Consider the following 23009-nt stretch of genomic DNA (forward strand, 5'->3'; position numbering starts at 1 on the left):
CCGAGGCCGGGTCTCGCCCCGGCGGGCGACCTACTTTTCTTTGCTTCGCCAAAGAAACGTAGGCAAAAGAAAGGCGACCCTGCTGTCTGCGTCCCTCCGCTTCGCTGCGGGCAACCTGCGGTGCTCACGTTTCGCGGGGTCTCGCAGAACTCGCTCCACTGCGTTGCGCTCAAACAGCTGCGAGCCCTGATCCGCGAAACGCTGCGCTCCTCGGCGCATACAGAAGGGGTTTGGGTACCTCACGGGCCATCGCTGCGCTCGGCCAGTGGGCCGCAGCAGGCGCTTCGCGCCTGCTGCGGCGGGGGTTGGTAGGGGCGATGGATGGCCTCGACATGGGCGTTATCGCTGTCACCTGCACATGCACGAGCACGAGCACGAGCACGAGCAGAGCCGTGGCATCCGGCTGTTGGAACTTCCCGGGCCGAGCGAAGCGACGGCACGCCCGGTGTCCAAATCCCCTCTGGCTGCGCCGAGGAGCGCAGCGTTTCGCGGATCAGGGCTCGCAGCTGTTTGAGCCGCAGGCGAGTTCTGCGAGACCCCGCGAAACGTGAGCACCGCAGGTTGCCCGCAGCGAAGCGAAGGGTCGCAGACAGTGGGGTCGCCTTTTCTTTGCTTACTTTCTTTTGGCGAAGCAAAAGAAAGTGAGTCGCCCGCCGGGGCGAGACCCGGCCTCGGAAAGCAAACCTACTTAGCCGATTGCAAGCCAGCCGCAGCCGTTGCAGCAGCCCGACGCGCGTAGCGCTGCGCCAGCACCGCGCACACCATCAGCTGCATCTGGTGGAACAGCATCAGCGGCAACACGATCGCGCCGACGGCGTGCGAAGCAAACAGCACCTTCGCCATAGGAATCCCACTCGCCAGACTCTTCTTAGAGCCGCAAAAGACGATGGTGATTTCGTCCTCAACGCTGAAGCCGAAGCGCCGCGCCATGAACGTAGTCACCCCCAACGCCAGCGCCAGCAACACCCCACAAACCAACAGCAGCCCCAACAAAGCGCTCACCGGAATCTGCTTCCAAAGCCCTTCGATCACAGCCGCACTGAACGCCGTATAGACCACCAAAAGAATCGACCCCTGGTCCACAAACTTCAGCACCGCAGCCCGCTTCTGAATCCACTTGCCAATCAAAGGACGCGACAGGTGCCCGATCACGAACGGCACCAGCAGCTGCAACAGAATCCGCCCGATCGCATCGAGTGAAGAAGACGACGCCACTGCCCCGCCCTCAGGCAAAACAACAAGGCTCACCAGCACCGGCGTAATGAACACCCCCAGCAACGTCGAAGCCGAAGCACTGCAGATCGCCGCCGGCATGTTCCCCCGCGCCATCGCCGTAAAGGCAATCGCCGACTGCACCGTGGCGGGCAGCACGCACAGGAACAGCACGCCGGTGTACAGCTGCGGCGTCACCAGCGGCCCCAGCACGGGCCGCAGCGCGAGCCCCAGCAGCGGGAACAGGATGAACGTGCAGGCGAACACCAGCAGGTGCAGCCGCCAATGCGTGATGCCCGCAAGAATCGCCTCGCGCGACAGCTTGGCGCCGTGCAGGAAGAACAGCAGCCCGATCGCGACCGTGGTCAGGCCTTCGAAGAAATGCGCCACGCGGCCGCTTGCGGGCAGCAGGCTGGCCAGGGTGACGACCGCGACGAGCGTGAGCGTGAAGTTGTCAGGAAGAAAGCGTGAACGTGCCATGGCCTGCATTGGACCGCTCGCCCATTCAAAAGAGAAATGGATTTATCGGATGGATATATGATTTGAGCGCATGAACGTCACGCTGCGCCAACTCCGCGTCTTCCGCTCGGTGGCCGAGGGCCGCAACTTCAGCCGCGCTGGCGACCAGGTGGGCCTGAGCCAGCCGGCGGTGAGCCGGTCGATCTCGGAACTCGAGGCCCAGCTGGGCCTCAAGCTGCTCGACCGCACCACGCGCGAGGTGGTGCTGACCGAAGCCGGCCACTCGTTCGCGGCCCGGCTCGACCGGGTGCTCGACGAACTCGACCAGACGCTGCAGGACGTGGCCGGCCTGGCCAGCGCGCGCGGCGGCAAGGTGCGCGTGGCGAGCAGCCCCACGCTGTCGGCCAACCTCATGCCCGACTGCATCGCGGCCTGCGCGGTGCAGGCGCCGGGCATCCAGTTCCTGCTGCTCGACCGCATCCAGCAGGACGTGCTGGACAGCGTGCGCAGCGGCGAGGTCGATTTCGGCGTGGTGATCGAGCCCTCGGAAGCCGACGACCTGCACTGCGAATCGATCCTCGCCGACCCCTTCATGGTGGTCACGCTGCCCGGCCATCGGCTGACGGAAAAAAAGGCCTCGGTGAACTGGTCCGCGCTCGACGGCCAGCCGCTGGTGCTGCTCGATCACGCCTCGGGCAGCCGGCGCCTCATCGACCTGGCGCTGGAGCGGCACGGCGCGCGCTGCGACGTGAAGCAGCAGCTGGGCCATGCGACCACGGTGTTCCGCATGGTCGAGGCCGGCATCGGCATCAGCGTGATGCCGGGGCTGTCGCTGCCGCCCGAGGGGCTGGCGAGTCTGGTGGTGCGCCCGCTGGTGCCGAATGTGCAGCGCGCGATCATGCTGATCCGGCGCCGCAACCGCGAGCTGTCGCCGCTCGCGCAGCGGGTCTGGCGCATGGTGCGCGAGACGGCCGCGCTCAGTGAGGCGCCGGCCGCGTCGGCGACGAAGGCGCGCTGAAGAAACGCTCCTGCCGCTGGCGCACGCAATAGTCGATCAGGTCCTCGACCTCGGTGGCCTTGTCGAACACCGCGTCGGCGCCGAGCTGCGCGCACTTGCGGCGCGTCTCGGGCGTGGCGTGGTTGCTCAGCACCACCATCTTCTGCATCGGGTCGCGGTTGCGGCAGGCCTCGAGCACGCTGAAGCCGGTGCCGTCGCCCAGGAACAGGTCGACGATGGCCAGGTCCCACAGCGCCGGGTTGCGCGTGAGCCAGCGCGTGCCCTCGGCCTCCGACTCGGCCTGGCCGACCGGATCGATGCGCGCCATCTCGCGCAGCGTGCCCACCAGGCTGGCGCGCTGGGCGGGGTTGTCTTCGACGATGAAGGCGCGGACGGTGGTCATGGCGGGATGTGCGAAGGGACAAGTGCAGGCTACAAATTGCGCCCGCCACAAGTCGAAGGTGTGACACCCCACCGCGCGTAGGACATCACCCGCCGCTTCGCCTCAGAGCGTGAGGATGGTGCAGCCCGTGGTCTTGCGCGCCTCGAGGTCGCGGTGCGCCTGCTGCACGTCGGCCAGGGCGTAGCGTTGGTCGATCGGGATCTTCACTGCGCCGCTTTGCACCACGGCGAACAGGTCGTCGGCCATGGCCTGCGTGCTCTCGCGCGTGGCGATGTGCGTGAACAGCGTCGGGCGCGTCACGTAGAGCGAGCCCTTCGAGGCCAGCAGGCCGAGGTTGATCGGCGGCACCGGGCCCGAGCCGTTGCCGAAGATCGCCAGCAGGCCGAAGGGGCGCAGGCTGTCGACGGAGCCTTCGAAGGTGTCCTTGCCCACCGAGTCGTACACCACCTTCACGCCCTTGCCGCCGGTGATCTCCTTCACGCGCGCCGCGAAGTTCTCGGTGCTGTAGTTGATGGCATGCGCCGCGCCGTGCGCCAGCGCGAGCTTGCACTTGGCATCGCTGCCGGCCGTGCCGATGAGCTGCAGGCCGAGCGCCTTGGCCCACTGGCAGGCAATGAGGCCGACACCGCCGGCCGCCGCATGGAACAGCACGAAGTCGCCCGCCTGCAGGCCTTCGGCGGGCAGCGTCTTCTTCAGCAGGTACTGCGCGGTGAGGCCCTTGAGCATCATGGCCGCACCGGTCTCGAAGGAGATGTCGTCGGGCAGCTTGCACACGCACTTGGCGGGCATCACGCGCAGCTCGCAATACGCGCCGGGCGGTTGGCTTGCGTAGGCGGCGCGGTCGCCGGCCTTCAGGTGCGTCACGCCCTCGCCCACCGCCTCGACGACGCCGGATGCTTCCATGCCGAGTTGCAGCGGCATCTGGAACGGGTACAGGCCGGTGCGCTGGTAGGTGTCGATGAAGTTCAGGCCCACGGCCTTGTGGCGGATGCGGATCTCGCCGGGGCCGGGCTCGCCCACCTCGACCTCGACGACCTTCAGTTCCTCGGGACCGCCATGGCGGTCGATACGGACGGCTTTGCTCAACATCGTTGCTGTCTCCACGCAGGGGAAAAAAGAATGGGACGGGCATCGTGCCACGTTTGGCCTTTTCTCGACGGGCCACGGGCACTGCGCGGAGATCGCGCGGCCCGGTAGAGTCGGCGGCCATGTCTTCCGCATCGCACCACCGCCTCACGCCCCTCACCGCCCTTCTGCTCACCGTGCCGCCGCTGCTGTGGGCCGGGAATGCGGTGGTCGGCCGTCTGGTGCGCGCGCTGGTGTCGCCGCTGACGCTGAACTTCGTGCGCTGGGTGATCGCGTTCGTGCTGCTGCTGCCGCTGGCGGCCTGGGTGCTGCGACGGAGCAGCCCGCTGTGGGCGCACTGGAAGCGCTACGCGCTGCTGGGCCTGCTGGGCATCGGCCTGTACAACGCGTTCCAGTACCTGGCGCTGCAGACTTCCACGCCGATCAACGTCACGCTGGTGGGCTCGAGCCTTCCGCTGTGGATGCTGGCCGTGGGCACGCTGTGCTTCGGCGCGCGCGCCAGCCGGCGCGCGGTGGGCGGCGCGCTGCTGTCGATGCTCGGCGTGCTGCTGGTCCTGAGCCGCGGAGAGTGGCAACAGCTGCTCGCACTGCGGTTGGTGCCGGGCGACCTGTACATGATCGTGGGCACCATCGTCTGGGCCTTCTACAGCTGGCTGCTCGCACGCACGAACGAGCCTGCCAATGTGCGCGCAGACTGGGCCGCCTTCCTGATGGCGCAGCTGGTGTTCGGCCTCGCATGGTCGGGCGCACTGGCCGCCGGCGAATGGACGCTGACCGACGCCCACATCGACCTGGGCTGGCCGCTCATTGCGGCGATGCTGTTCATCGGCATCGGCCCCGCCGTGCTGGCCTACCGCTGCTGGGGCACCGGCGTGCAGCGCGCGGGACCGCAGGCGGCGAGCATCTTCATGAACCTCACGCCGCTGTTCGCGGCCGTGCTGTCGGCGGCCTTCCTCGGCGAGGCGCCGCACTGGTACCACGGCGCCGCGTTCGTGCTGATCGTCGGCGGGATCGTGGTGTCCTCGCGGCGCTGAGAACGAGGCGGTTCCTTCAAGCGAACACCGAGGAGCCGGCTTTGCTGGGCCTCAGGTGTTGCCCCCGGGCAGGGGGTTGGCGAAGCGACACGAAGTGCGCGAAGCCTGGGGGCGAGCTTAGTACGTGCCCGGGTAGGCGCCGCCGTCGGCCAATACGTTCTGGCCGGTCATGTAGCCGGCCTGCATGCTGCACAGGAACGCGCAGATCGCGCCGAACTCCGCCGGGTTGCCGAAGCGCTTGGCCGGAATGTTCTTCTTGCGCGCTTCCCACACGGTGTCGAAATCCTGGCCCGACTTCTGCGCCGCGCCGGCCATCGTGCCCTTGAGGCGGTCGGTCTCGAAGGAGCCCGGCAGCAGGTTGTTGATGGTCACGCCCTGCGCCGCCACGGAAGTGCGCGCCACGCCGGCCACGAAGCCCGTGAGGCCGCTGCGCGCGCCGTTCGACAAGCCCAGGATGTCGATCGGCGACTTCACCGAGCTCGACGTGATGTTGACGATGCGACCGAAGCCGCGTTTCGCCATGCCATCGACCGTGGCCTTGATGAGCTCGATGGGCGTGAGCATGTTGGCGTCGACCGCCTTGATCCACGCCTCGCGGTCCCAGTTGCGGAAGTCGCCGGGCGGCGGGCCGCCGGCGTTGGTGACGACGATGTCGAAGTCGTGGCCCAGCGCGAACACGGCCGCGCGGCCGGCTTCGGTGGTGATGTCGGCCGCCACGTGCTTGACGAACGGACCCGACGGGCCGGCCGCTGCCACCAACTGCTTGGCCGCGGCGTCGAGCGCCTCGGCCCCGCGCGCCACGATCACCACATTCACGCCTTCGCGCACCAGCGCCTCGGCGCAGCCGTAGCCCAACCCCTTGCTCGCGCCGCACACCAGCGCGGTCTTGCCTGCAATGCCCAGATCCATGTGTTTGCTCCAGTCGATCGATCGATTGATCGTGCAGGGACGGCTAACGCCCCTTGCGTGTGAAAACGAAGATGCCCGCGATGACGAGCACCGTGCCGGCCGCAATCCACGCGGTGAACGGCTCACCTAATATGACCACCCCCATGAGGATGGTGGACAGGGGCCCGATCATGCCGGTTTGCGCCGCAATGGCGGGGCCGATGCGTTCGATGGCCATCATCACCATGAGGACAGGCACAGCGGTGCACAGCGTGGCGTTGAGCACCGACAGCCAGATGACCTCGGGCGCGACCGCCATCGCCGCGCTCATGGGCCGCGTGAGCACGAACTGCAGGATGCACAGCAGGCAGGCCACGGTGGTGGCCAGGCCCACGAGCCGCAGCGAGCCCAGCCGCTTGACGAACTCGCCGCTGTAGACAAGGTAGCCCGCATAGCTCACCGCGCTCAGGAACACGAGGAACGCGCCCCATGCAGCCGCGCCGCCGCCCTTGCCGTCGCCGCCGGTCCAGAGCTCATGGCCGAACACCAGCAGCACGCCGGCGTAGCTCACGACCATGCCGAACACCTGCGGGCGCGTCGGGCGGCGCCGGTACAGCAGCCAGCCGAAGAACAGCACCAGCGTGGGGTTGAGATACAGGATCAGCCGCTCGAAGCTGGCCGAGATGTAGGCCAGCCCGGCAAAGTCGAGAAAGCTCGCAAGGTAGTAGCCCGAGAAGCCGAGCCCCAAAATGCCGAGCCAGTCGCGCGTCGTGAGTGCGGACTTGCCGCGGCCGGCCCACCACGCCATGAGCGCGAACAGCGGCAGCGCAAAGAGCATGCGCAGCATGATGAGCGTGATGGCGTCGACGCCGTAGCGGTACGCCAGCTTGACGATGATGGCCTTGCCGCTGAACGCGATGGCGCCCAGCGTGGCAAGGACGAGGCCGGTGGCGTAGCCCTTGCGGGCGGCCTCGTGTCCGTGCGGGGGAATGCCGGCCGATGCGGCTGCTTTGTTCATCCCCCGATCATCCCTTGATCCTCAGTAGCCTGCAGCGAGGCCGTCGCGGCGCGGATCGCTCGCGGCCACGTAGCCTTCGACCGACGGCTCGCCCGCGCGCCAGATGAACTGACCGGCGCCGAAGTCCTGGTAGGAGTCGTTGATCACGTCCAGGTGATGGCCCAGGTCGCGCAGGCCCTGCAGCGTCTCGGCCTTCATCGCGGCCTCGACGTTGATCTCGAGCCCCGCGTTGAAGCGCCAGCGCGGTGCGTCGCACGCGGCCTGCGGGTTCTGGCCGTAGTCGAGCATGCGCACCAGCGTCTGCATGTGGCCTTGGGGCTGCATGTTGCCGCCCATCACGCCGAAGCTCATGACCGGCTGGCCGTCCTTCGTGAGGAAGGCCGGAATGATCGTGTGGAACGGGCGCTTGCCCGGCGCCACCACGTTCGGGCTCTCGGCCTTGAGGCTGAAGCCGTGGCCGCGGTTCTGCAGGCTGATGCCGAACTCGGGCTCGACGCAGCCCGAGCCGAAGCCCATGTAGTTGCTCTGGATGAAGCTCACCATCATGCCGCTCTCGTCCGCCGCGGTGAGGTAGATGGTGCCGCCCTTGACCGGGTTGCCGGCCTTGAAGTCCTGCGCCTTGTTCACGTCGATGAGTCTCGCACGCGAAGCCAGGTACGCGTCATCGAGCATTTGCGCGGGGGTCACCGTCATCGACGATGGCTCCGACACGTAGCGGTACACGTCGGCGAAGGCCAGCTTCATGGCCTCGATCTGCAAGTGCTGCGACTGCACCGAGTCGACCGGCAGCGAGGCGATGTCGAACTTCTCGAGGATGCCCAGCGCGATCAGCGCCGCGATGCCCTGGCCGTTCGGCGGGATCTCGTGCAGCGTGTGGCCGCGGTAGTCGCGCGAGATGGGCGCCACCCATTCGGGCTGGTAGGCCGCCATGTCGGCCACGGTGAGCGCACCACCTTGCTCCTGCGAGAACTTGGCGATCGCTTCGGCGATCTCGCCGTTGTAGTAGGCCTCGCCCTTGGTGCGGGCGATGGCCTTGAGCGCGCGTGCCGCCGCGGTGAAGCGGAACAGCTCGCCGATCTCGGGCGCGCGGCCCCAGGGCAGGAAGGCCTGGGCGAAGCCCGGCTGCGATTGCAGCAGCGGCGTGGCCGCGGCCCACTTGCCCTGCACCACCGGCGGCACGAGGTAGCCGCGCTCGGCGATGTCGATGGCGGGCGCCATCAGGTCGGCAAAGGGCAGCTTGCCGAAACGGTCGCTCATCGCGACCCAGCCGCGCACCGCGCCCGGCACGGTGACCGAGTCGATGCCGCGCATCGGCGGCGTGGCGGCGTCGGCGCCGTACTTGGCCTTGAAGTACTCCGGCGTCCAGGCCTTCGGCGCGGGGCCCGAGGCGTTGAGGCCGTGCAGTTCCTTGCCGTCCCACAGGATGCAGAAGGCGTCGCTGCCCAGGCCGTTGCTCACGGGCTCGACCAGCGTCATCACGGCAGCCGTGGCAATGGCCGCATCGACCGCGTTGCCGCCCTGCTGAAGCATGCGCAAGCCGGCCTGCGCCGCCAGCGGGTGCGACGTGGCGACCACGTTGCGTGCGAACACCGGCAGGCGGGTCGAGAGGTAGGGGTTGTTGAAGTCGAAGTTCATGTCGGCGTGCTCTCGTTAGTCGTTGGTGATCTTGCGATCGACGACGATCTTTTTCCATTTGGCGGCGTCAACGGCCACCATCTTTGCGAACTGCTCGGGCGTGCCCGCGTTCGCCGGCTCGATGCCCAGGCGCGCGAGCTTGTCCTTCAGCTCAGGGTCGGCCAGCGCTTCGTTGGCGGCCTTGTTCACGCGCGCCACGATGTCGGCCGGCAGCCCCTTCGGGCCGTAGAAGCCGAACCAGGTGTTCGACTCGAAGCCGGGCAGCGTGTCGGCGATGGGCGGCAGTTCGGGTGCGAGCGGGCTGCGCTTGAGCGATGTGACGCCCAGTGCGCGCAGGCGGCCGTCGCGCACGTGCGGCATGCCGGTGGGCAGCGAGTCGAACAGCACGTCGACCTTGCCGCTGATGAGGTCGGGCACCGCGAGCGCCGTGCCGCGGTAGGGAATGTGCGTGACGAACACGCCGGCCTGCGCCTTGAACAGCTCCGCCGTGAGCTGCACGATGGTGCCGTTGCCGCTCGATGCGTAGTTGAGCTTGCCGGGGTTCTTCCTGGCGTGGTCGATCCACTCGCGCACCGTCTTGGCGGGCGCGTTGACCGGCACCAGCATGATGCTCGGCGCATCGCCGACGTGGGCGATGGGCGCGAAGTCGCGCACCGTGTCGTAGGGCAGCCGGGCCGTGATGGCCGGACCGATGGCGTGCGTGCTCGTGGTCGCGAGCAGCAGTGTGTAGCCGTCGGGCGGCGCCTTGGCCGCGAGGTCGGAGCCGATCGCGCCGCCCGCGCCGGGCTTGTTGTCGATGATCAGCTGGGCGCCGAGCTTCTCGCTCATCTTCTGGCCCAGCGTTCGGGCGAAGAGGTCGGTGGCGCCGGCCGCCGGGAACGGCACGATCAGCCGGATCGGACGGTTCGGATAGGGCTGCTGGGCCAGGGCAGGCACCGCGGCCAGCACCAGCGCGGCCGCGGCGAGCGCGATACGGGTGGTTCGTTTCATGGAATTCATTGTGTCCGAGGTGGTGTGTCGAGGGCGCGCCTTGTCCGACGTGGCCGCAGGATTGGACTCGCAGGGCATTGAAAAGGGAAATGGATTTATCGGATAGATATATGAATCGAGTGCATCAATCGTGCCACGGCCATCACGCGGCGTGAGGCATGCCCACTCGACCATCAGAAATAGCGATGGCGCCGCATCAGCAAACGGTATTTCCTCCATCGCGCCCTGCCGCCCGATAGTCGCGCCAGTCCACTCGACACCGAAGTGGCGCACAGGAGAACTCCCCCTTGAACTTCCCTTCCATCGAGGGCGCCGATGCCGGTGCCCTCTGCTTCAGCTCGCGCGTTCTTTTCATGAAGCGGCACCCACTCGGCCTGGCCCTGATGACCCTGGCAGGCACGGCGTCGGCACAGTCCTCGGTGACGCTGTTCGGCGTCGTGGACGCGGGTGTCAGCCATTTCGAGGCCGTCAGCGAGTACCGCCCGGTGCTCGATCCGCGGCGCCCTGCCGCCGCGCTGCTTGCGGCGGGCGTGCCGAGGGTGACGCAGAGCCAGACCACGCTCTCGCGCGGCGGCTACCGCGGCAGCAGCCTGGGCTTTCGCGGCACGGAAGATCTGGGCGGCGGCCTGGCGGCGAGCTTCTGGCTGGAGTCGAACATCAGCAACGACGACGGCAAGACAGGCCTGGCCTCTTTCGCCAAGCGTTCCACCGTGAGCCTGTCGGGCGGCTTCGGCGAGCTGCGGCTGGGCCGCGACTACACGCCGATCTTCCGCAACGACTCGCTGGCCGACCCGTTCGCCGTGCAGGGCGCCGGCCTGTCGGTGATTGCGCGCGTGAACAGCGCCTCGTCCGCATTGCTCGGGGGCGCACCGGCCGGCGTGGCCGCCGGAGACAACTACGCGCGCGCCAGCAACAGCATCGGCTACTTCCTGCCGCCGAACCTCGGCGGCTTCTACGGGCAGGTGCAGTACGCCTTTCCCGAGAACATCCGCTACAGCCCCGAGCTCACGCCGACGAACGCGCGCGGGCGCTACATGGGCGGGCGCTTCGGCTATGCCAAGGGGGCGCTCAACGTGGCGCTGGCGCTCGGTGAAGACAACAAGGACCGCCTGCCCTCGGGCTCTGCGACCAAGCCGCCCGTCGACGCCGGCGGCGAGGACCGGCTGAAGACCGTCAGTCTCAGCGCCACCTACGACCTCGGCCCCGTCAAGCTGCTGGGCGAGCTGTCGCAGCTGCGGCACCGGCGCGCGCAGGCACAGCCCTGGGCACCGGAGCGCACCGACCGATACGACGGCTACCTCGTGGGCGCCACGCTACCCGTGGGCCCCGGGCTCATCCGCGCCTCCTTCGGCCGCGTGAAGTACCGGGCCGGCGGCACCGGCCTGCCAGGCGACGCGGCACAGGGCGCGAGTGCCAGCCAGTGGGCGCTGGGCTATGTGCACCATCTGTCCCGTCGCACGGCGCTGTACGCCACCTTCGCGCGCGTTCGCATCCGCGACGGCCAGAACGACAAGGCCATCGGCTCCGTGACGAGCGGCAGCGACGCACCCTATCCGGGCTACGTGGCCGCCAGCGGCTGGCGCCCGCGCAGTGCCATGGGCTACGACTTCGGCATCCGGCACATCTTCTGACCCCGTTCTCACTCCTCTACGCATTCACTCATGTTGATCCACTCACCCACCTTCGCCCTTCGCTCACTGGCCGTGGCCGCCCTCCTCGCCTTCGGCGCGGGCGCACACGCGCAGCCCGCTGCATCGTCGCCCGCTTCGGCGATCACGCCGCTCGTCGATGCGATGTACCCGCGGCTCGACGCGATCTACAAGGACCTGCACGCCCACCCCGAGCTTGCCTTCAAGGAAACGCGCACCGCCGCGAAGCTGGCCGCCGAGATGCGCGCGATCGGCTTCGAGGTGACCGAGAAGGTCGGCGGCACGGGCGTCGTCGCGCTCTACCGCAACGGCCCGGGGCCGGTCGTGATGGTGCGCACCGACATGGACGGCCTGCCGATGGAAGAAAAGACCGGCCTGCCCTACGCCAGCCAGGCGCGCACCGATTGGGGCGGGCGCGACAGCTTCGTGGCCCACAGCTGCGGCCACGACATCCACATGGCCAGCTGGCTCGGCGCCGCGCGCACGCTGGTCGCACTCAAGGGGCAATGGAAAGGCACGCTGATGTTCATCGGCCAGCCCGCCGAAGAAACCGTGTCGGGCGCCAAGGCGATGCTCGCGGACGGGCTGTTCACGCGCTTTCCCAAGCCCGACGCCGCGTTCGCGCTGCACACGGCGCCCACGCCGCACGGCGCCATCGGCTACGGCGTCGGCATCAGCAGTTCCAACTCCGATTCGCTGGAGATCGTCTTCAAGGGAAGCGGCGGCCACGGCTCGCGGCCACACACCACCATCGACCCGATCGCGATGGCCGCGCGCTTCGTGACCGACGTGCAGGCCGTGGTGAGCCGCGAGAAAGACCCGGCCGAATTCGGCGTCGTGACCATCGGCGCCATCCAGGGCGGCACCGTCGGCAACATCATTCCCGACACGGTCACGCTGCGCGGCACCATCCGCTCGTACAAGCCGCAGGTGCGCGACAAGCTGCTGGCCGGCGTGCGCCGCATGGCCATGGCCGCTGCCGCCACGAGCGGCGCGCCCGAACCCGTGGTCAAGCTGGTGCAAGGCGGAGAGGCCCTGGTCAACGACGAAGCCGTGGTGACCCGCGCGGCCGCCGCACTCAAGCAGGCGTTGGGCGCGGCCCATGTCGTGCAGTCCACGGTGCCGTCGACGGGCAGCGAAGACTTCTCGGCCTTCGTCAACGCCGGCGTGCCGTCGATGTACTTCACGATCGGCGTGCTCGATGCGCGCGACATCGCGGCCTCCGCCCAGCCCGGCGGCAAACCGCTGCCCCGCAACCACTCGCCCTTCTTCGCGCCGGTGCCCGAGCCGTCGATCAAGACGGGCGTGCACGCGATGACCGTGGCGGTGCTCAGCGCGTTGGGCAAGTAGCGCCGCAGGCATTCCCCCAACGAAAAACGGCGCCCGAGGGCGCCGTTTTTTTCGTTCAGGCAAAAGCCGTCGATCAGTCTTCGACGAAGGCTTCTTCGCGCTTGGACTTCACTGCGGGCAGCAGCACGATGACCAGCAGCAGCGCTGCAGCGATCAGCAGGCCGGCCGAGATCGGGCGCGTGACGAACACGCTCCAGTCGCCCCGCGACAGCAGCAGCGAACGACGCAGGTTCTCTTCCATCATGGGGCCCAGGATGAAGCCCAGCAGCAAGGGTGCGGGTTCGCAGCCGAGCTTGAAGAAGGTGTAGCCGACGAAGCCGAACACACCCACCATCCAGATGTCCCAGGTGTTGTTGTTGGTCGAGTACACGCCGATCGCGCAGAACAGCACGATCGCCGGGAACAGGAACTTGTAGGGCACCGACAGCAGCTTGATCCACAGGCCGATCAGCGGCAGGTTCAGGATCACCAGCATCGCGTTGCCGATCCACATCGAGGCGATCAGGCCCCAGAACAGCTCGGGGTTGCTGGTCATGACCTGCGGACCCGGCTGGATGTTGTGGATCGTCATGGCACCGACCATCAGCGCCATCACGGCGTTGGGCGGGATGCCCAGCGTCAGCAGCGGAATGAAGGAGGTCTGCGCGCCGGCGTTGTTGGCGGCTTCAGGCGCGGCCACGCCGCGGATGTTGCCCTTGCCGAAGGGCACTTCGCCCGGATGCAGCTTGGTCTTCTTCTCGATGGTGTAGGCCGCAAAGGCCGACAGCAGCGCGCCGCCACCGGGCAGGATGCCCAGCGACGAACCCAGCGCGGTACCACGCAGCACGGCGGGCAGCATGCGCTTGAAGTCTTCCTTGGTCGGGAACAGGCCCGAGACCTTGGCGGTGAAGACTTCGCGCTCTTCGTCGGGACGCGACAGGTTGGCAATGATTTCGCCGTAGCCGAACACGCCCATGGCGATGGCCACGAAGCCGATGCCGTCGGTGAGTTCAGGCACGTCGAAGCTGAAGCGCGCGACACCCGAGTTCACGTCGGTACCGACCAGGCCCAGCAGCAGGCCCAGCACGATCATCGCGATCGCCTTGAGCAGCGAACCCGATGCCAGCACCACGGCGCCGATCAGGCCCAGGATCATCAGCGAGAAGTACTCGGCGGGGCCGAACTTGAAGGCCAGTTCGGTCAGCGGCGGTGCGAAGGCAGCAAGAATGAGCGTGCCGACGCAACCTGCGAAGAACGAGCCCAGGCCCGCAGCGGCGAGCGCCGGACCTGCACGGCCCTTGCGCGCCATCTGGTAGCCGTCGATCACGGTCACCACCGACGACGATTCGCCCGGCAGGTTCACCAGAATCGCGGTGGTCGAGCCACCGTATTGCGCGCCGTAGTAAATACCGGCCAGCATGATCAGCGCCGACACGGGCGGCAGCGCGTACGTGGCGGGCAGCAGCATCGCGATGGTCGCGACCGGGCCGATGCCCGGCAGCACGCCGATCAGCGTGCCCAGAATACAACCGGCCAGGCAGTACAGCAGGTTGGTGAAGGTGAAGGCAACGCCAAAACCCAGCGAGAGGTGTTCAAACAGTTCCATGGTGTGAGCAGCTTTCTTCTCAACCGGTGATGAAGGTCGGCCAGACCTGGATCTGGAGCTTCAACGCCCAGATGAACGCGACGTAGCTGCCGACGGCCAGCACGGTGGCCAGGATCAGCACGGTGGGCAGCTTGAACTCATGGCCCGCCAGGCTCGAGATGATCACGAGCGCGTAGATGGCGATGATCATGCCCATGGCCGGCACGCCGAGGCTCGGCAGGCCGCCCAGCAGCACGCCGAAGGCGAGGTTGGCGCCCAGAATGAACACGACCTGCTTCCAGGCCCACTTGCCGATCTTTTCGCCGTCGGTCGTTTCAACGGTGAGCCCGCTGAACATGATGCCCAGGCCGATGAAGGACATCAGGATGCCGAGCATCAACGGGAAGTAACCCGGACCCATGCGGGCGCCGCTGCCCACGCTGTAGGTGGTGGCGCCCCATGCGAACGCCACGCCCACGACGGTGAACATCAGTCCCGAGAAAAAGTCTTTCTGACTTTTGATTTTCACGAACAGTCTCCTCGAACAATTTCGATGCGGAATTGTCGAGTCAGCCTCCGGTCAGGCCGATGTGGATTCCACTAACCAAGGGACTAGGGATAACCCGAAATGACTCATGCCCCGTCGCGGGGGGCCCGTGCTTCTACTCGAGCGGAGGCGTGGCGCTGAGCACTTCTTCGATGGTCGTCACGCCCTCGGCCACGCGCAACGCGCCGGCCAATCGCAGGGGCCGCATGCCGTCGATCACGGCCTGGCGCCGCAGGCCCGTGAGGTTGGGCTCCTTGGTGACCTTGTCCTTGAACGGCTCGGTTACGCTCAGCAGTTCGTACAGGCCCATGCGTCCCATGTAGCCGGTCATGCGGCAATCGACGCAGCCCACCGGCTTGTAGGCGCGCACCGGGCCGGTGATCTGCCACGGCTTGACGATGGCTTCGAGGCTCTCGCGCGTGACTGCGTCGTCGGGCTGCTTGCAGTGCGGGCACAGCGTGCGCACGAGGCGCTGCGCGAGCACGCCCAGCATCACGGCGGTGATGAGGTACGAGGGCACGCCCAGTTCCATCATCCGCGTGATGGCGCTCGGCGCGTCGTTGGTGTGCAGCGTGCTGAACACGAGGTGGCCGGTGAGCGCGGCTTGCACCGCCATCTCGGCGGTGGCGAGGTCGCGGATTTCGCCGACCATGATGATGTCCGGGTCCTGCCGCATCAGCGCGCGCAGGCCTTCGGTGAAACCGAAGTCGAGCTGCGGCTGCACCTGCGTCTGGTTGAACGAGGGCTCGATCATTTCGATCGGGTCTTCGACCGTGCTCACGTTGACCTCTTCGGTCGCCACGCGCTTGAGCGTGGAGTACAGCGTGGTGGTTTTGCCCGAGCCCGTGGGCCCGGTCACCAAAATGATGCCGTTGGGCCGCGTGACGAGCTGTTCCCAGCGCTGCGCATCGTGCTGCGCGAAGCCCAGCGCATCGAGGTCTTTGACTGCGGTGTCGGGGTCGAAGATCCGCATCACCATCTTCTCGCCGAAGGCGGTCGGCAAGGTCGACAGGCGCATTTCGACTTCGTCGCCGCGCATGTTGCGCGTCTTGATGCGGCCGTCGAGCGGGCGGCGCTTTTCGACCACGTCCATGCGGCCCAAGAGCTTGATGCGCGCGACCATCGCGTTCATCACACCCATCGGCATCTGGTAGGCGGGGTGCAGGATGCCGTCGATGCGAAAACGGATCACGCCCTGCTCGCGGCGCGGCTCCAGGTGGATGTCGCTGGCGCGCTGGTCGAAGGCGTACTGCCACAGCCAGTCGACCACCTGCACCACGCTCTGGTCATTGGCGTCGAGCTGCTTGGTGCTCTTGCCGAGTTCGACCAGCTGCTCGAAGCTCGCACCGCCGGTGTTGCCGCCGGCCTTCTGCGCGGCGCGCACCGACTTGGCAAGCGCAAAGAATTCGGCCGTGTAGCGCTGGATGTCCGACGGGTTGGCCACCACGCGGCGCACGGTGCGCTTCGACTGGCGCTCGACCTCGGCGATCCAGTCGGTGAGAAAGGGCTCGGCCGTGGCCACCACCACCTCGTTCGGCAGCACCTGCACGGGCAGCACCTTGTGGCGTTCGGCGTACCCGGCGCTCATGGTGTCGGCCACCTTGCCCACGTCGACCTTGAGCGGATCGATGCGCAGATAAGCCAGGCCGGCGCGACCGGCGAGCCATTGCGTGAGCGCTTCGAGGTCGAGCGGCTTGCCGTCGGCCTCGCGCGTCATGGCGACATTGGCCAGGCGCACCAGCGGCGCCTGCCGGCTCTCGGCCTGGGCGCAGCGCGCGATGGTGCGCTTGGCCTCCATCGGCGAGATCACGCCGTCGGTGGCGAGCCATTCGATCAGGCGACGCAGGTCGAGCGGACCTTCGTGGCGGGCAGCGGCGGAGGCGGCGGCGGGTACAGCGCTCATGAACCGGGGTCAGGTGATCAGGTGGAAAGGGAAAGCGTCATCGGCTTGAACACCCGCAGCCACTTGGGCGCGGGCAGGGCCCAGCGAGTCTGGATGGTTTGGGCGCGCTCGGCAAGCACCTCGCGCTTCGGTCGCGACGGCGTGCGCTGGGCCAGCACCACCGTGTTGCCTTCGCGCGTCGGCTTGAAGGCCCACACCGCATCGGCACCGAACGCGGCGGCGATTTTCTCGAGGCTGCGCTCGTAGCTCGACGACCGGCCGAACAGGTTGACGGTCATGCAGCCGTCCTCGGTGAGCAGCGCGCGGCAGTCGGCATAGAAGTCTTCGCTGTCGAGCACCGGCGCGGCAGCCTCGTGGTCGTACAGGTCGACCTGCAGCGCGTCGACCGTGCCCTGCCATTCGGGCTTGCGGATTTCCTCGGCCGCATCGGCGATCACCACGCGCAGCTTCAGGTCGTCGGCCGGCAGCTTGAACCAGCCACGGCAGGCCGACACCACCTGCGGGTTCAGCTCGACGGCCGTGGTGCGCATGCGCAGCGTCTTGCGGCTGAACTTGGTGAGCGTGGCCGCGCCCAGGCCGAGCTGCATCGCGTGGCGGTTGCCCACGCCCTTGCTGTCGACGAACAGCAGCCAGGCCATCATGCGCTGCACGTACTCGAGTTCGATCTCGAAGGGCGCGTCGAGCTTCATCGAGCCCTGGACCCATTCGGTGCCCAGGTGCAGGTAGCGGATGTCGCCCCAGTCGGAAAAATTGACTTCGGGGAGGACGAGGGTTTTCTTGGAAGCAGCGGAGGAAGCCATCAGAGAAGGTGGTGAGCAACGAAGACCTCGCGCCAGGCCGCGAGCTTGCGCTCGAAGGACCATGACGCGTTGGCGGGGCTGGTGGATGGCAATGAATAAACCGGCACCCCGAGGGTGCGCGTGTGGCGTGCGTGCTTGAAGCTCTCGCCGCCGTTGTGGGCGATGGCCGCGAGCTTCGGCAGCCGCAGGCCGGCGATGTCGTTCACGACCGGCGAGCGGATGGCTGTGTCGAGGCTGCCTTCGCGCTCGCAGGCGCCGTACACGTCCCACACGCCGAGGCCGCGATCGAGCAACCATGCGCAGCGCGCGCGGTAGCTGTCGGCGCCTGGAAGCGCAGGGTCGGGCCAGAGGGCTTGCAAGATCTTCCAGAACTGATTTTGGGGATGCGCATAGTACTGCTGCTGCGCGAGCGACTTGATGCCCGGGAAGCTGCCAAGGATGAGCACACGTGTGTTCGGCGAGACGAGGGGCGCAAGGCCGGTCAGCACCGTGCCGGCAGCGGACGCAGCAACGGTCGGGGACGGGGCGGCGGTCGGTTTCATGGGCGGTATCTTGGCATTGCCACACGGTGTGCAGGAACGCCCATGAAAAAACCCGCCGAAGCGGGTTCTTTCTTCAAACACGGGCCGAAGCCCGGTGCGTGAAATTTACGGCTTCTTGGCAGCGTCGTGCTCGGCCGTGCCCGGCACCTTCTCGCCGATCGCCTTGCCGGTGCTGCGCATGCCGTCGGCCGTCTTGTGGCCGGCGTTTTCAACCGCGTCGCCGGTCTTCGCAGCCACGTTCTTGGTGGCGGTGGTCGCCTTCTTGGTGGTGTTCTTCGTTGCGTTCCAGGCCTTCTTGGTGCCGCGCTCGGTGGCGTTGGCTGCCTTCTTGGTGCCGCTCTTGGTGGCATCCCAGGCCTTCTCGGCGCCGTTTTCGGTGGCGTTCACGGCCTTCTTGGTCGTGCTCTTGGTGGCGTCCCAGGCCTTCTCGGTGCCGCGTGCGGTCGCGTCGACGGCGTCCTTGCCGGCTTCCTTCACCTTCTCGGTGGTCGTGGGCTCGGCCGCGGTGGTCTGCGCGACGGCCGACATGCCGATGGAGGCCAGCGCCAGTGCGAGCGCGACAGGCAGGGTACGAACAAAAGATGTGGTCATGAAAGACTCCTTTTTTGAGTGAACTAGCGGAGTGACGACAGTGCCACTGAGCAACCAACGCCACTTCGAACTTCAAGGATGACATCAAAACCAGCCCCGCAGCCTGCGCTGGCGCAACTCGGGAACTTGACCTACGCGGCGGGCGGACGCCCCTCCGACACGCTCAGCAGACTTTGGAGCTTCGGCAGGGCTGCCACCGCATTGCGCGTGGTGTTTTCGGCCAGCGAGTCGATGTCGATGCCGCGCAATTGCGCGACCACTTCGGCGATGCGCGGCAGCTCGCCGGGCTCGTTGCGGCCCTGCGCTTCGCCCGCATCGCGCTGCGCCTGCGTGCGGTAGAGCCAGTGCGGCTGGATGTCGGGCGCATCGGTTTCCATCACCAATGCGTCCATCGGCAGCGTGGTCGCGAGGCGGCGCAGTTGCAGCGCGCGCTCGAAGGTCACGGCGCCGCCGAAGCCGAGCTTGAGCCCGAGTTCGATGCAGGCGTTGGCCTGCTGCTCGCTGCCGTTGAACGCATGCGCGATGCCATGCCAGGGTCGCCCGCCCGCGGTCTGGCGCAAATGTTTGAGCACCTTGTCGACCGAGCGCCGCACATGGATGAGCACCGGCAGTCCATGCTTGCGCGCGAGTTGCAACTGAGTGTGAAAGAAGCGTTCCTGTTTGTCCGCATCCAGGCCTTCGACGAAGTAGTCGAGTCCGATCTCGCCGACCGCCACCAGGCGCGAGTCGTCGCGCCGCGCGTGCAGTTCGGCGTCGAGCGTCTGCAGGTCGGCGTCGCTCGCCTCGCCCGTGCACAGCGGGTGGATGCCCAGTGCGTAGGCGTCGCCCTGCCTGTGGGCGAGCTCGCGCACGGTGGCGAAGTTGAAGGCGGCCACGGCCGGAATGACGCACAGCACCACGCCCCGCTCGGCGGCGCGGGCGCGGATCGTGGGCATCTCCGCACCGAATTCGGGCGCATCGAGGTGACAGTGGGTATCGACAAACGCAGCCATCGCGCGATGATGCCCGAAGGGATGCACAGGCGCGGAAAGCGTGCTACTGTGAACTCCTTCACGCGTCTTTTTTGCCGGAGGTGCTCCGATGCGCAGGCCCGCTTTCTACAGCCGCTCGCCCCGCACGCTGCCACCGGCCGCAGAACCGGCGGCCGGGTCGCCGGCGGATGCCGCGGCTGTGGCCGATGCCGTGCAAGTCACACCACCGCCGGCGCGTGCGCGCTGGCAGCCCGGACGCCGCGCCTTCGCGCTGCTCACCGTCAGCTGCATCGCCATCGCCGCCGGCGGCGCCTACTGGGCACCGCGCCAAGGCGGCAAGGCGCTCACGCAAAAAGACATCGACGCCGCCGTGCTGCGCACGCTGCAGACCAACACCCTCCCCTCACCCGCCGCCAAGGCCGCCGACATCGTGCGGCCCTCGATCGTGCGCGTGGTCGGCTACGGCCCCGAGAAGGCCACGCCCGAGGCCAAGACCCAGAAGCGCGGCCGCAACATGGCCAAGGGCAAGCCGCCCGAGGCGCCGCTCGACGGTGCCGCGCCCGGCGAGGTCGAGCGCGGCGTGGGCACGGGCGTGGTGATCGTCGACAAGGGCGTGATCCTCACCAACCTGCACGTGGTCGCCGGCGCCGAGAAGATCAAGGTCACCTTCGCCGACGGCCTCGAAGCCACCGCCGTCATCACCGGCGTTCAGCCCGAGAACGACCTCGCGGTGCTGCAGGCGCAGAAGATTCCCGACGACCTGATTCCCGCCGTGATGCGTTCCACCGCCGACCTGCGCTCCGGCGACCAGGTGGCCGCCGTGGGCTTTCCGTTCGGCATCGGGCCTTCGGTGTCGGCCGGCGTGGTGTCGGGCCTGAAGCGCTCCTTCCGTTCGCCCGAGGGCAAGCAGGAGCTGGGTAACCTGATCCAGTTCGACGCCGCCGCCAACCCCGGCAACTCGGGCGGGCCGCTCATCAACATGGACGGCGAGGTGCTCGGCATCGTCACCGCCATCCTCAACCCGACGCAGCAGCGCACCTTCATCGGCATCGGCTTCGCGGTGCCGATCGAGAACGCCGCCTCCGCGGCCGGTTCGCCGCCTTTCTGATTTCTTCGAAAGCCCTTCGCATGAGCACAGAAAACCCGAGCTCCGCCACATTCACCACGGCCCCCGCCACCGCCGAGCTGATGGAGCAGATCCTCTACGAGGTGAAGCGCGTGGTCGTGGGGCAAGACCGCTTTCTCGAGCGCGTGATGGTCGCGATGCTCGCCGGCGGCCATCTGCTGGTCGAGGGCGTGCCGGGGCTGGCCAAGACGCTCACCATCAAGACGCTGGCCGACACCGTGCGCGGCCAGTTCAAGCGCATCCAGTTCACGCCCGACCTCGTGCCGGCCGACCTCGTGGGCACGCGCATCTACAACCAGAAGACGGGCGAGTTCAGCACCTCGCTGGGCCCGGTGTTCGCGAACCTGCTGCTGGCCGACGAAATCAACCGCGCGCCGGCCAAGGTGCAGAGCGCGCTGCTCGAAGTGATGCAGGAGCGCCAGGTCACCATCGCCGGCGAGACGCACAAGGTGCCGCGCCCCTTCCTCGTGATGGCCACGCAGAACCCCATCGAAACCGAGGGCACCTACCCGCTGCCCGAGGCGCAGGTCGACCGCTTCATGATGAAGGTGATGGTTGACTACCCGAGCGACGAGGAAGAGTTCGTGATCGTGCAGCGCGTGATCGGCCCGCCCGTCTCGGCCACGCCGGTCGCCACCACCGAGCAGCTGGCCGAGCTGCAGGCCGAGGCGCGGCGCGTGTACGTCGACCCCTCGCTGATCCAGTACGCCGTGAAGCTGGTGTCGGCCACGCGCACGCCCGAAAAACACGGCCTGAAAGACCTGCGCCGCTTCATCACCTTCGGCGCCAGCCCGCGCGCGAGCATCAGCCTCACCGAAGGCGCGCGCGCCCTGGCGCTGCTGCGCGGCCGCAGCTACGCGCTGCCCGAAGACATGAGCGCGCTGGTGCCCGACGTGCTGCGCCACCGCGTGACGCTGTCCTACGAAGGCCTGTCCGAAGGGCTCACGCCCGACGGGCTGATCGAGAAGATCATGAAGGCCGTCCCCGCTCCCCCTAAGCCCCTCGAACATGAAAAGCTGGTGGCGTAAGGCCCCCGAGGCCGCGAACGACGACCGGCTCGCACTCGAAGCCGGCGGGGCCGAGCGCGCACTGCGCCGGCTCGAATGGACCGTGATCCGCCGCCTCGACGGCCTGCTGCAGGGCGACTACCGCACGCTGATGCGCGGCAGCGGCCTCGACCTGGCCGACCTGCGCGAGTACCAGCACCACGACGACGTGCGCCACATCGACTGGAACGTCACCGCGCGGCTGCAGACGCCACACGTGCGCGTGTTCACCGAAGACCGCGAGATGTCCGCGTGGTTCGTGCTCGACCTGAGCCGCTCGGTCGATTTCGGCTCGGGCCTGAAGGCCAAGCGCGAGATCTCGGCCGGCTTTGTCGGCGTGCTCGCGCGGCTGCTCACGCGGCATGGCAACCGGGTCGGCGCGCTGGTCTACGGCCGCGACCTCGAAGCCGTGATTCCGCCGCGCACCGGCCGCCGCCATGTGCTGCACCTGCTGCACGCGATGGAAAAACGCGCGAACCAGGCCGAGGCCGCGCCCTCCCAAAAAGGCATGACGCGCCTGTCGGACCTGCTGACCTCCGCCGCCTCGCTCATGCCCCGCCGCTCGACCGTGTTCGTCGTGTCCGACTTTCTCAGCGAGCCCGGCTGGGAGCGCCCGCTGGGCCAGCTGGTGCAGCGGCATGAAGTGATTGCCGTGCGCCTGTTCGATCCGCTCGAGCTCGAGCTGCCCGACCTCGGCCTGGTGCCGCTGCGCGATGCCGAAACCGGCGAGCAGCTGTGGGTCGACACCCATGACGCGGGGTTCCGCAAGCGCTTTGCGCGGCTGGCCGCCGAGCGCGAAACCACGCTGCGCGAGACGCTGGCCCGGGCCGGCGTCGACGCCCTCGAACTCTCGACCAGCGACGACCTGGTTGAAGCCATCGTGCGATTCGCGGACCTGCGCAAGCGCCGGGTCCGCGGGGTTGCGGCGGGTGGCGGGAAGGCGATGGTGGCGGCATGACTTTCCTCTGGCCTCAATTCCTCTGGCTGCTGGCGGCGTTGCCGCTGCTGGTGCTGCTGTATGTCTGGCTGATCCGCCGCAAGAAGAAGATGGCAGTGCGCTACGCGAGCCTGTCGATCGTGCGCGAGGCCATGGGCCCGGGCCAGAGCCTGCGGCGCCACATTCCGCCGCTGCTGTTCCTGGTGGCGATGGCCGCGATGCTCGTGGCGGCGGCGCGGCCGATGGCGGTGGTGGTGCTGC

General features: G+C 67.8%; 22 protein-coding genes. 8 read left to right on the forward strand and 14 right to left on the reverse strand.

Annotated features, from left to right (window positions below; all coding sequences use genetic code 11):
* Positions 1 to 684: 684 nt before the first annotated feature.
* The gene (locus AAG801_RS25800) at positions 685 to 1692 is read right to left on the reverse strand and encodes a bile acid:sodium symporter family protein (protein ID WP_341890943.1); all 1008 of its coding nucleotides are present in this window, start codon (positions 1690 to 1692) and stop codon (positions 685 to 687) included.
* 70 nt (positions 1693 to 1762) lie between these two features.
* Between AAG801_RS25800 and AAG801_RS25805 the strand changes: the two genes are divergently transcribed.
* Positions 1763 to 2689 carry a LysR family transcriptional regulator gene (locus AAG801_RS25805; protein WP_341890944.1) on the forward strand — a complete coding sequence of 309 codons (927 nt, stop codon included), beginning with the start codon at positions 1763 to 1765 and terminating at the stop codon, positions 2687 to 2689.
* On the opposite strand, the gene AAG801_RS25810 is transcribed toward AAG801_RS25805, so the two are convergent.
* Complete coding sequence (locus AAG801_RS25810; protein ID WP_341890945.1) at positions 2649 to 3071, reverse strand: response regulator; 423 nt, start codon at positions 3069 to 3071, stop codon at positions 2649 to 2651. The genes AAG801_RS25805 and AAG801_RS25810 overlap by 41 nt on opposite strands.
* Before the next feature lie 102 nt (positions 3072 to 3173).
* Positions 3174 to 4160, reverse strand: coding sequence for a quinone oxidoreductase (locus AAG801_RS25815; RefSeq protein ID WP_341890946.1), 987 nt, complete (start codon positions 4158 to 4160; stop codon positions 3174 to 3176).
* A gap of 119 nt (positions 4161 to 4279) precedes the next feature.
* On the opposite strand from AAG801_RS25815, the gene AAG801_RS25820 reads away from it, so the two are divergent.
* Complete coding sequence (locus AAG801_RS25820) at positions 4280 to 5191, forward strand: DMT family transporter (RefSeq protein ID WP_341890947.1); 912 nt, start codon at positions 4280 to 4282, stop codon at positions 5189 to 5191.
* A 117-nt stretch (positions 5192 to 5308) separates the two neighbouring features.
* Here the strand turns inward: AAG801_RS25820 and AAG801_RS25825 are convergent, their stop codons facing one another.
* The 4 genes from AAG801_RS25825 to AAG801_RS25840 are packed head-to-tail and all read right to left on the reverse strand — an operon-like array spanning position 5309 to position 9722.
* Positions 5309 to 6100, reverse strand: coding sequence for an SDR family oxidoreductase (locus AAG801_RS25825; protein ID WP_099795418.1), 792 nt, complete (start codon positions 6098 to 6100; stop codon positions 5309 to 5311).
* A gap of 43 nt (positions 6101 to 6143) precedes the next feature.
* Positions 6144 to 7097, reverse strand: a complete 954-nt coding sequence (locus AAG801_RS25830; protein WP_341890948.1) for a DMT family transporter — start codon at positions 7095 to 7097, stop codon at positions 6144 to 6146.
* A 21-nt stretch (positions 7098 to 7118) separates the two neighbouring features.
* Entirely contained in the window at positions 7119 to 8732 is a 1614-nt protein-coding gene (locus AAG801_RS25835) for a gamma-glutamyltransferase family protein (protein ID WP_341890949.1), read from the reverse strand.
* A gap of 15 nt (positions 8733 to 8747) precedes the next feature.
* Positions 8748 to 9722: a tripartite tricarboxylate transporter substrate binding protein gene (locus AAG801_RS25840; RefSeq protein WP_341890950.1), complete on the reverse strand. Its 975-nt coding sequence runs from the start codon at positions 9720 to 9722 to the stop codon at positions 8748 to 8750.
* A 353-nt stretch (positions 9723 to 10075) separates the two neighbouring features.
* Here AAG801_RS25840 and AAG801_RS25845 point away from each other — a divergent pair, with 353 nt between their 5' ends.
* Together AAG801_RS25845 and AAG801_RS25850 are read left to right on the forward strand one after the other, a co-directional pair.
* Positions 10076 to 11353, forward strand: coding sequence for a porin (locus AAG801_RS25845; protein WP_341890960.1), 1278 nt, complete (start codon positions 10076 to 10078; stop codon positions 11351 to 11353).
* A gap of 30 nt (positions 11354 to 11383) precedes the next feature.
* Positions 11384 to 12721, forward strand: coding sequence for an amidohydrolase (locus AAG801_RS25850; protein WP_341890951.1), 1338 nt, complete (start codon positions 11384 to 11386; stop codon positions 12719 to 12721).
* A 73-nt stretch (positions 12722 to 12794) separates the two neighbouring features.
* Here AAG801_RS25850 and AAG801_RS25855 read toward each other — a convergent pair whose 3' ends face one another.
* The 7 genes from AAG801_RS25855 to AAG801_RS25885 form a co-directional block, all read right to left on the reverse strand.
* Complete coding sequence (locus AAG801_RS25855; protein ID WP_153280334.1) at positions 12795 to 14306, reverse strand: tripartite tricarboxylate transporter permease; 1512 nt, start codon at positions 14304 to 14306, stop codon at positions 12795 to 12797.
* A 19-nt stretch (positions 14307 to 14325) separates the two neighbouring features.
* Entirely contained in the window at positions 14326 to 14814 is a 489-nt protein-coding gene (locus AAG801_RS25860) for a tripartite tricarboxylate transporter TctB family protein (protein ID WP_153280335.1), read from the reverse strand.
* Positions 14815 to 14947: 133 nt separating this feature from the next.
* A complete protein-coding gene (locus tag AAG801_RS25865; protein ID WP_153280336.1) occupies positions 14948 to 16735 on the reverse strand; it encodes a GspE/PulE family protein in 1788 nt (595 codons plus the stop codon).
* A gap of 17 nt (positions 16736 to 16752) precedes the next feature.
* On the reverse strand, positions 16753 to 17535 hold the full coding sequence (locus AAG801_RS25870) for a spermidine synthase (protein ID WP_341890952.1): 783 nt from the start codon (positions 17533 to 17535) through the stop codon (positions 16753 to 16755).
* Positions 17535 to 18077, reverse strand: coding sequence for a DNA-deoxyinosine glycosylase (locus tag AAG801_RS25875; RefSeq protein ID WP_341890953.1), 543 nt, complete (start codon positions 18075 to 18077; stop codon positions 17535 to 17537). The genes AAG801_RS25870 and AAG801_RS25875 overlap by 1 nt, the downstream gene beginning before the upstream one ends.
* Positions 18078 to 18182: 105 nt before the next feature.
* Positions 18183 to 18668: a hypothetical protein gene (locus AAG801_RS25880; protein ID WP_341890954.1), complete on the reverse strand. Its 486-nt coding sequence runs from the start codon at positions 18666 to 18668 to the stop codon at positions 18183 to 18185.
* A 131-nt stretch (positions 18669 to 18799) separates the two neighbouring features.
* Positions 18800 to 19660, reverse strand: coding sequence for a TatD family hydrolase (locus AAG801_RS25885; RefSeq protein ID WP_341890955.1), 861 nt, complete (start codon positions 19658 to 19660; stop codon positions 18800 to 18802).
* 88 nt (positions 19661 to 19748) lie between these two features.
* Here AAG801_RS25885 and AAG801_RS25890 point away from each other — a divergent pair, with 88 nt between their 5' ends.
* The 4 genes from AAG801_RS25890 to AAG801_RS25905 all read left to right on the forward strand — a co-directional run.
* Positions 19749 to 20747: a trypsin-like peptidase domain-containing protein gene (locus AAG801_RS25890; protein ID WP_341890956.1), complete on the forward strand. Its 999-nt coding sequence runs from the start codon at positions 19749 to 19751 to the stop codon at positions 20745 to 20747.
* A 20-nt stretch (positions 20748 to 20767) separates the two neighbouring features.
* A complete protein-coding gene (locus AAG801_RS25895; RefSeq protein ID WP_341890957.1) occupies positions 20768 to 21793 on the forward strand; it encodes a MoxR family ATPase in 1026 nt (341 codons plus the stop codon).
* Positions 21774 to 22769, forward strand: a complete 996-nt coding sequence (locus AAG801_RS25900) for a DUF58 domain-containing protein (RefSeq protein WP_341890958.1) — start codon at positions 21774 to 21776, stop codon at positions 22767 to 22769. Before AAG801_RS25895 ends, AAG801_RS25900 begins: the two co-directional genes overlap by 20 nt.
* On the forward strand, positions 22766 to 23009 hold a 244-nt coding region (locus AAG801_RS25905; RefSeq protein ID WP_341890959.1), incomplete at its 3' end, for a BatA domain-containing protein. The genes AAG801_RS25900 and AAG801_RS25905, both read left to right, overlap by 4 nt.

The sequence above is a fragment of the Variovorax sp. YR752 genome (genome assembly GCF_943372545.1).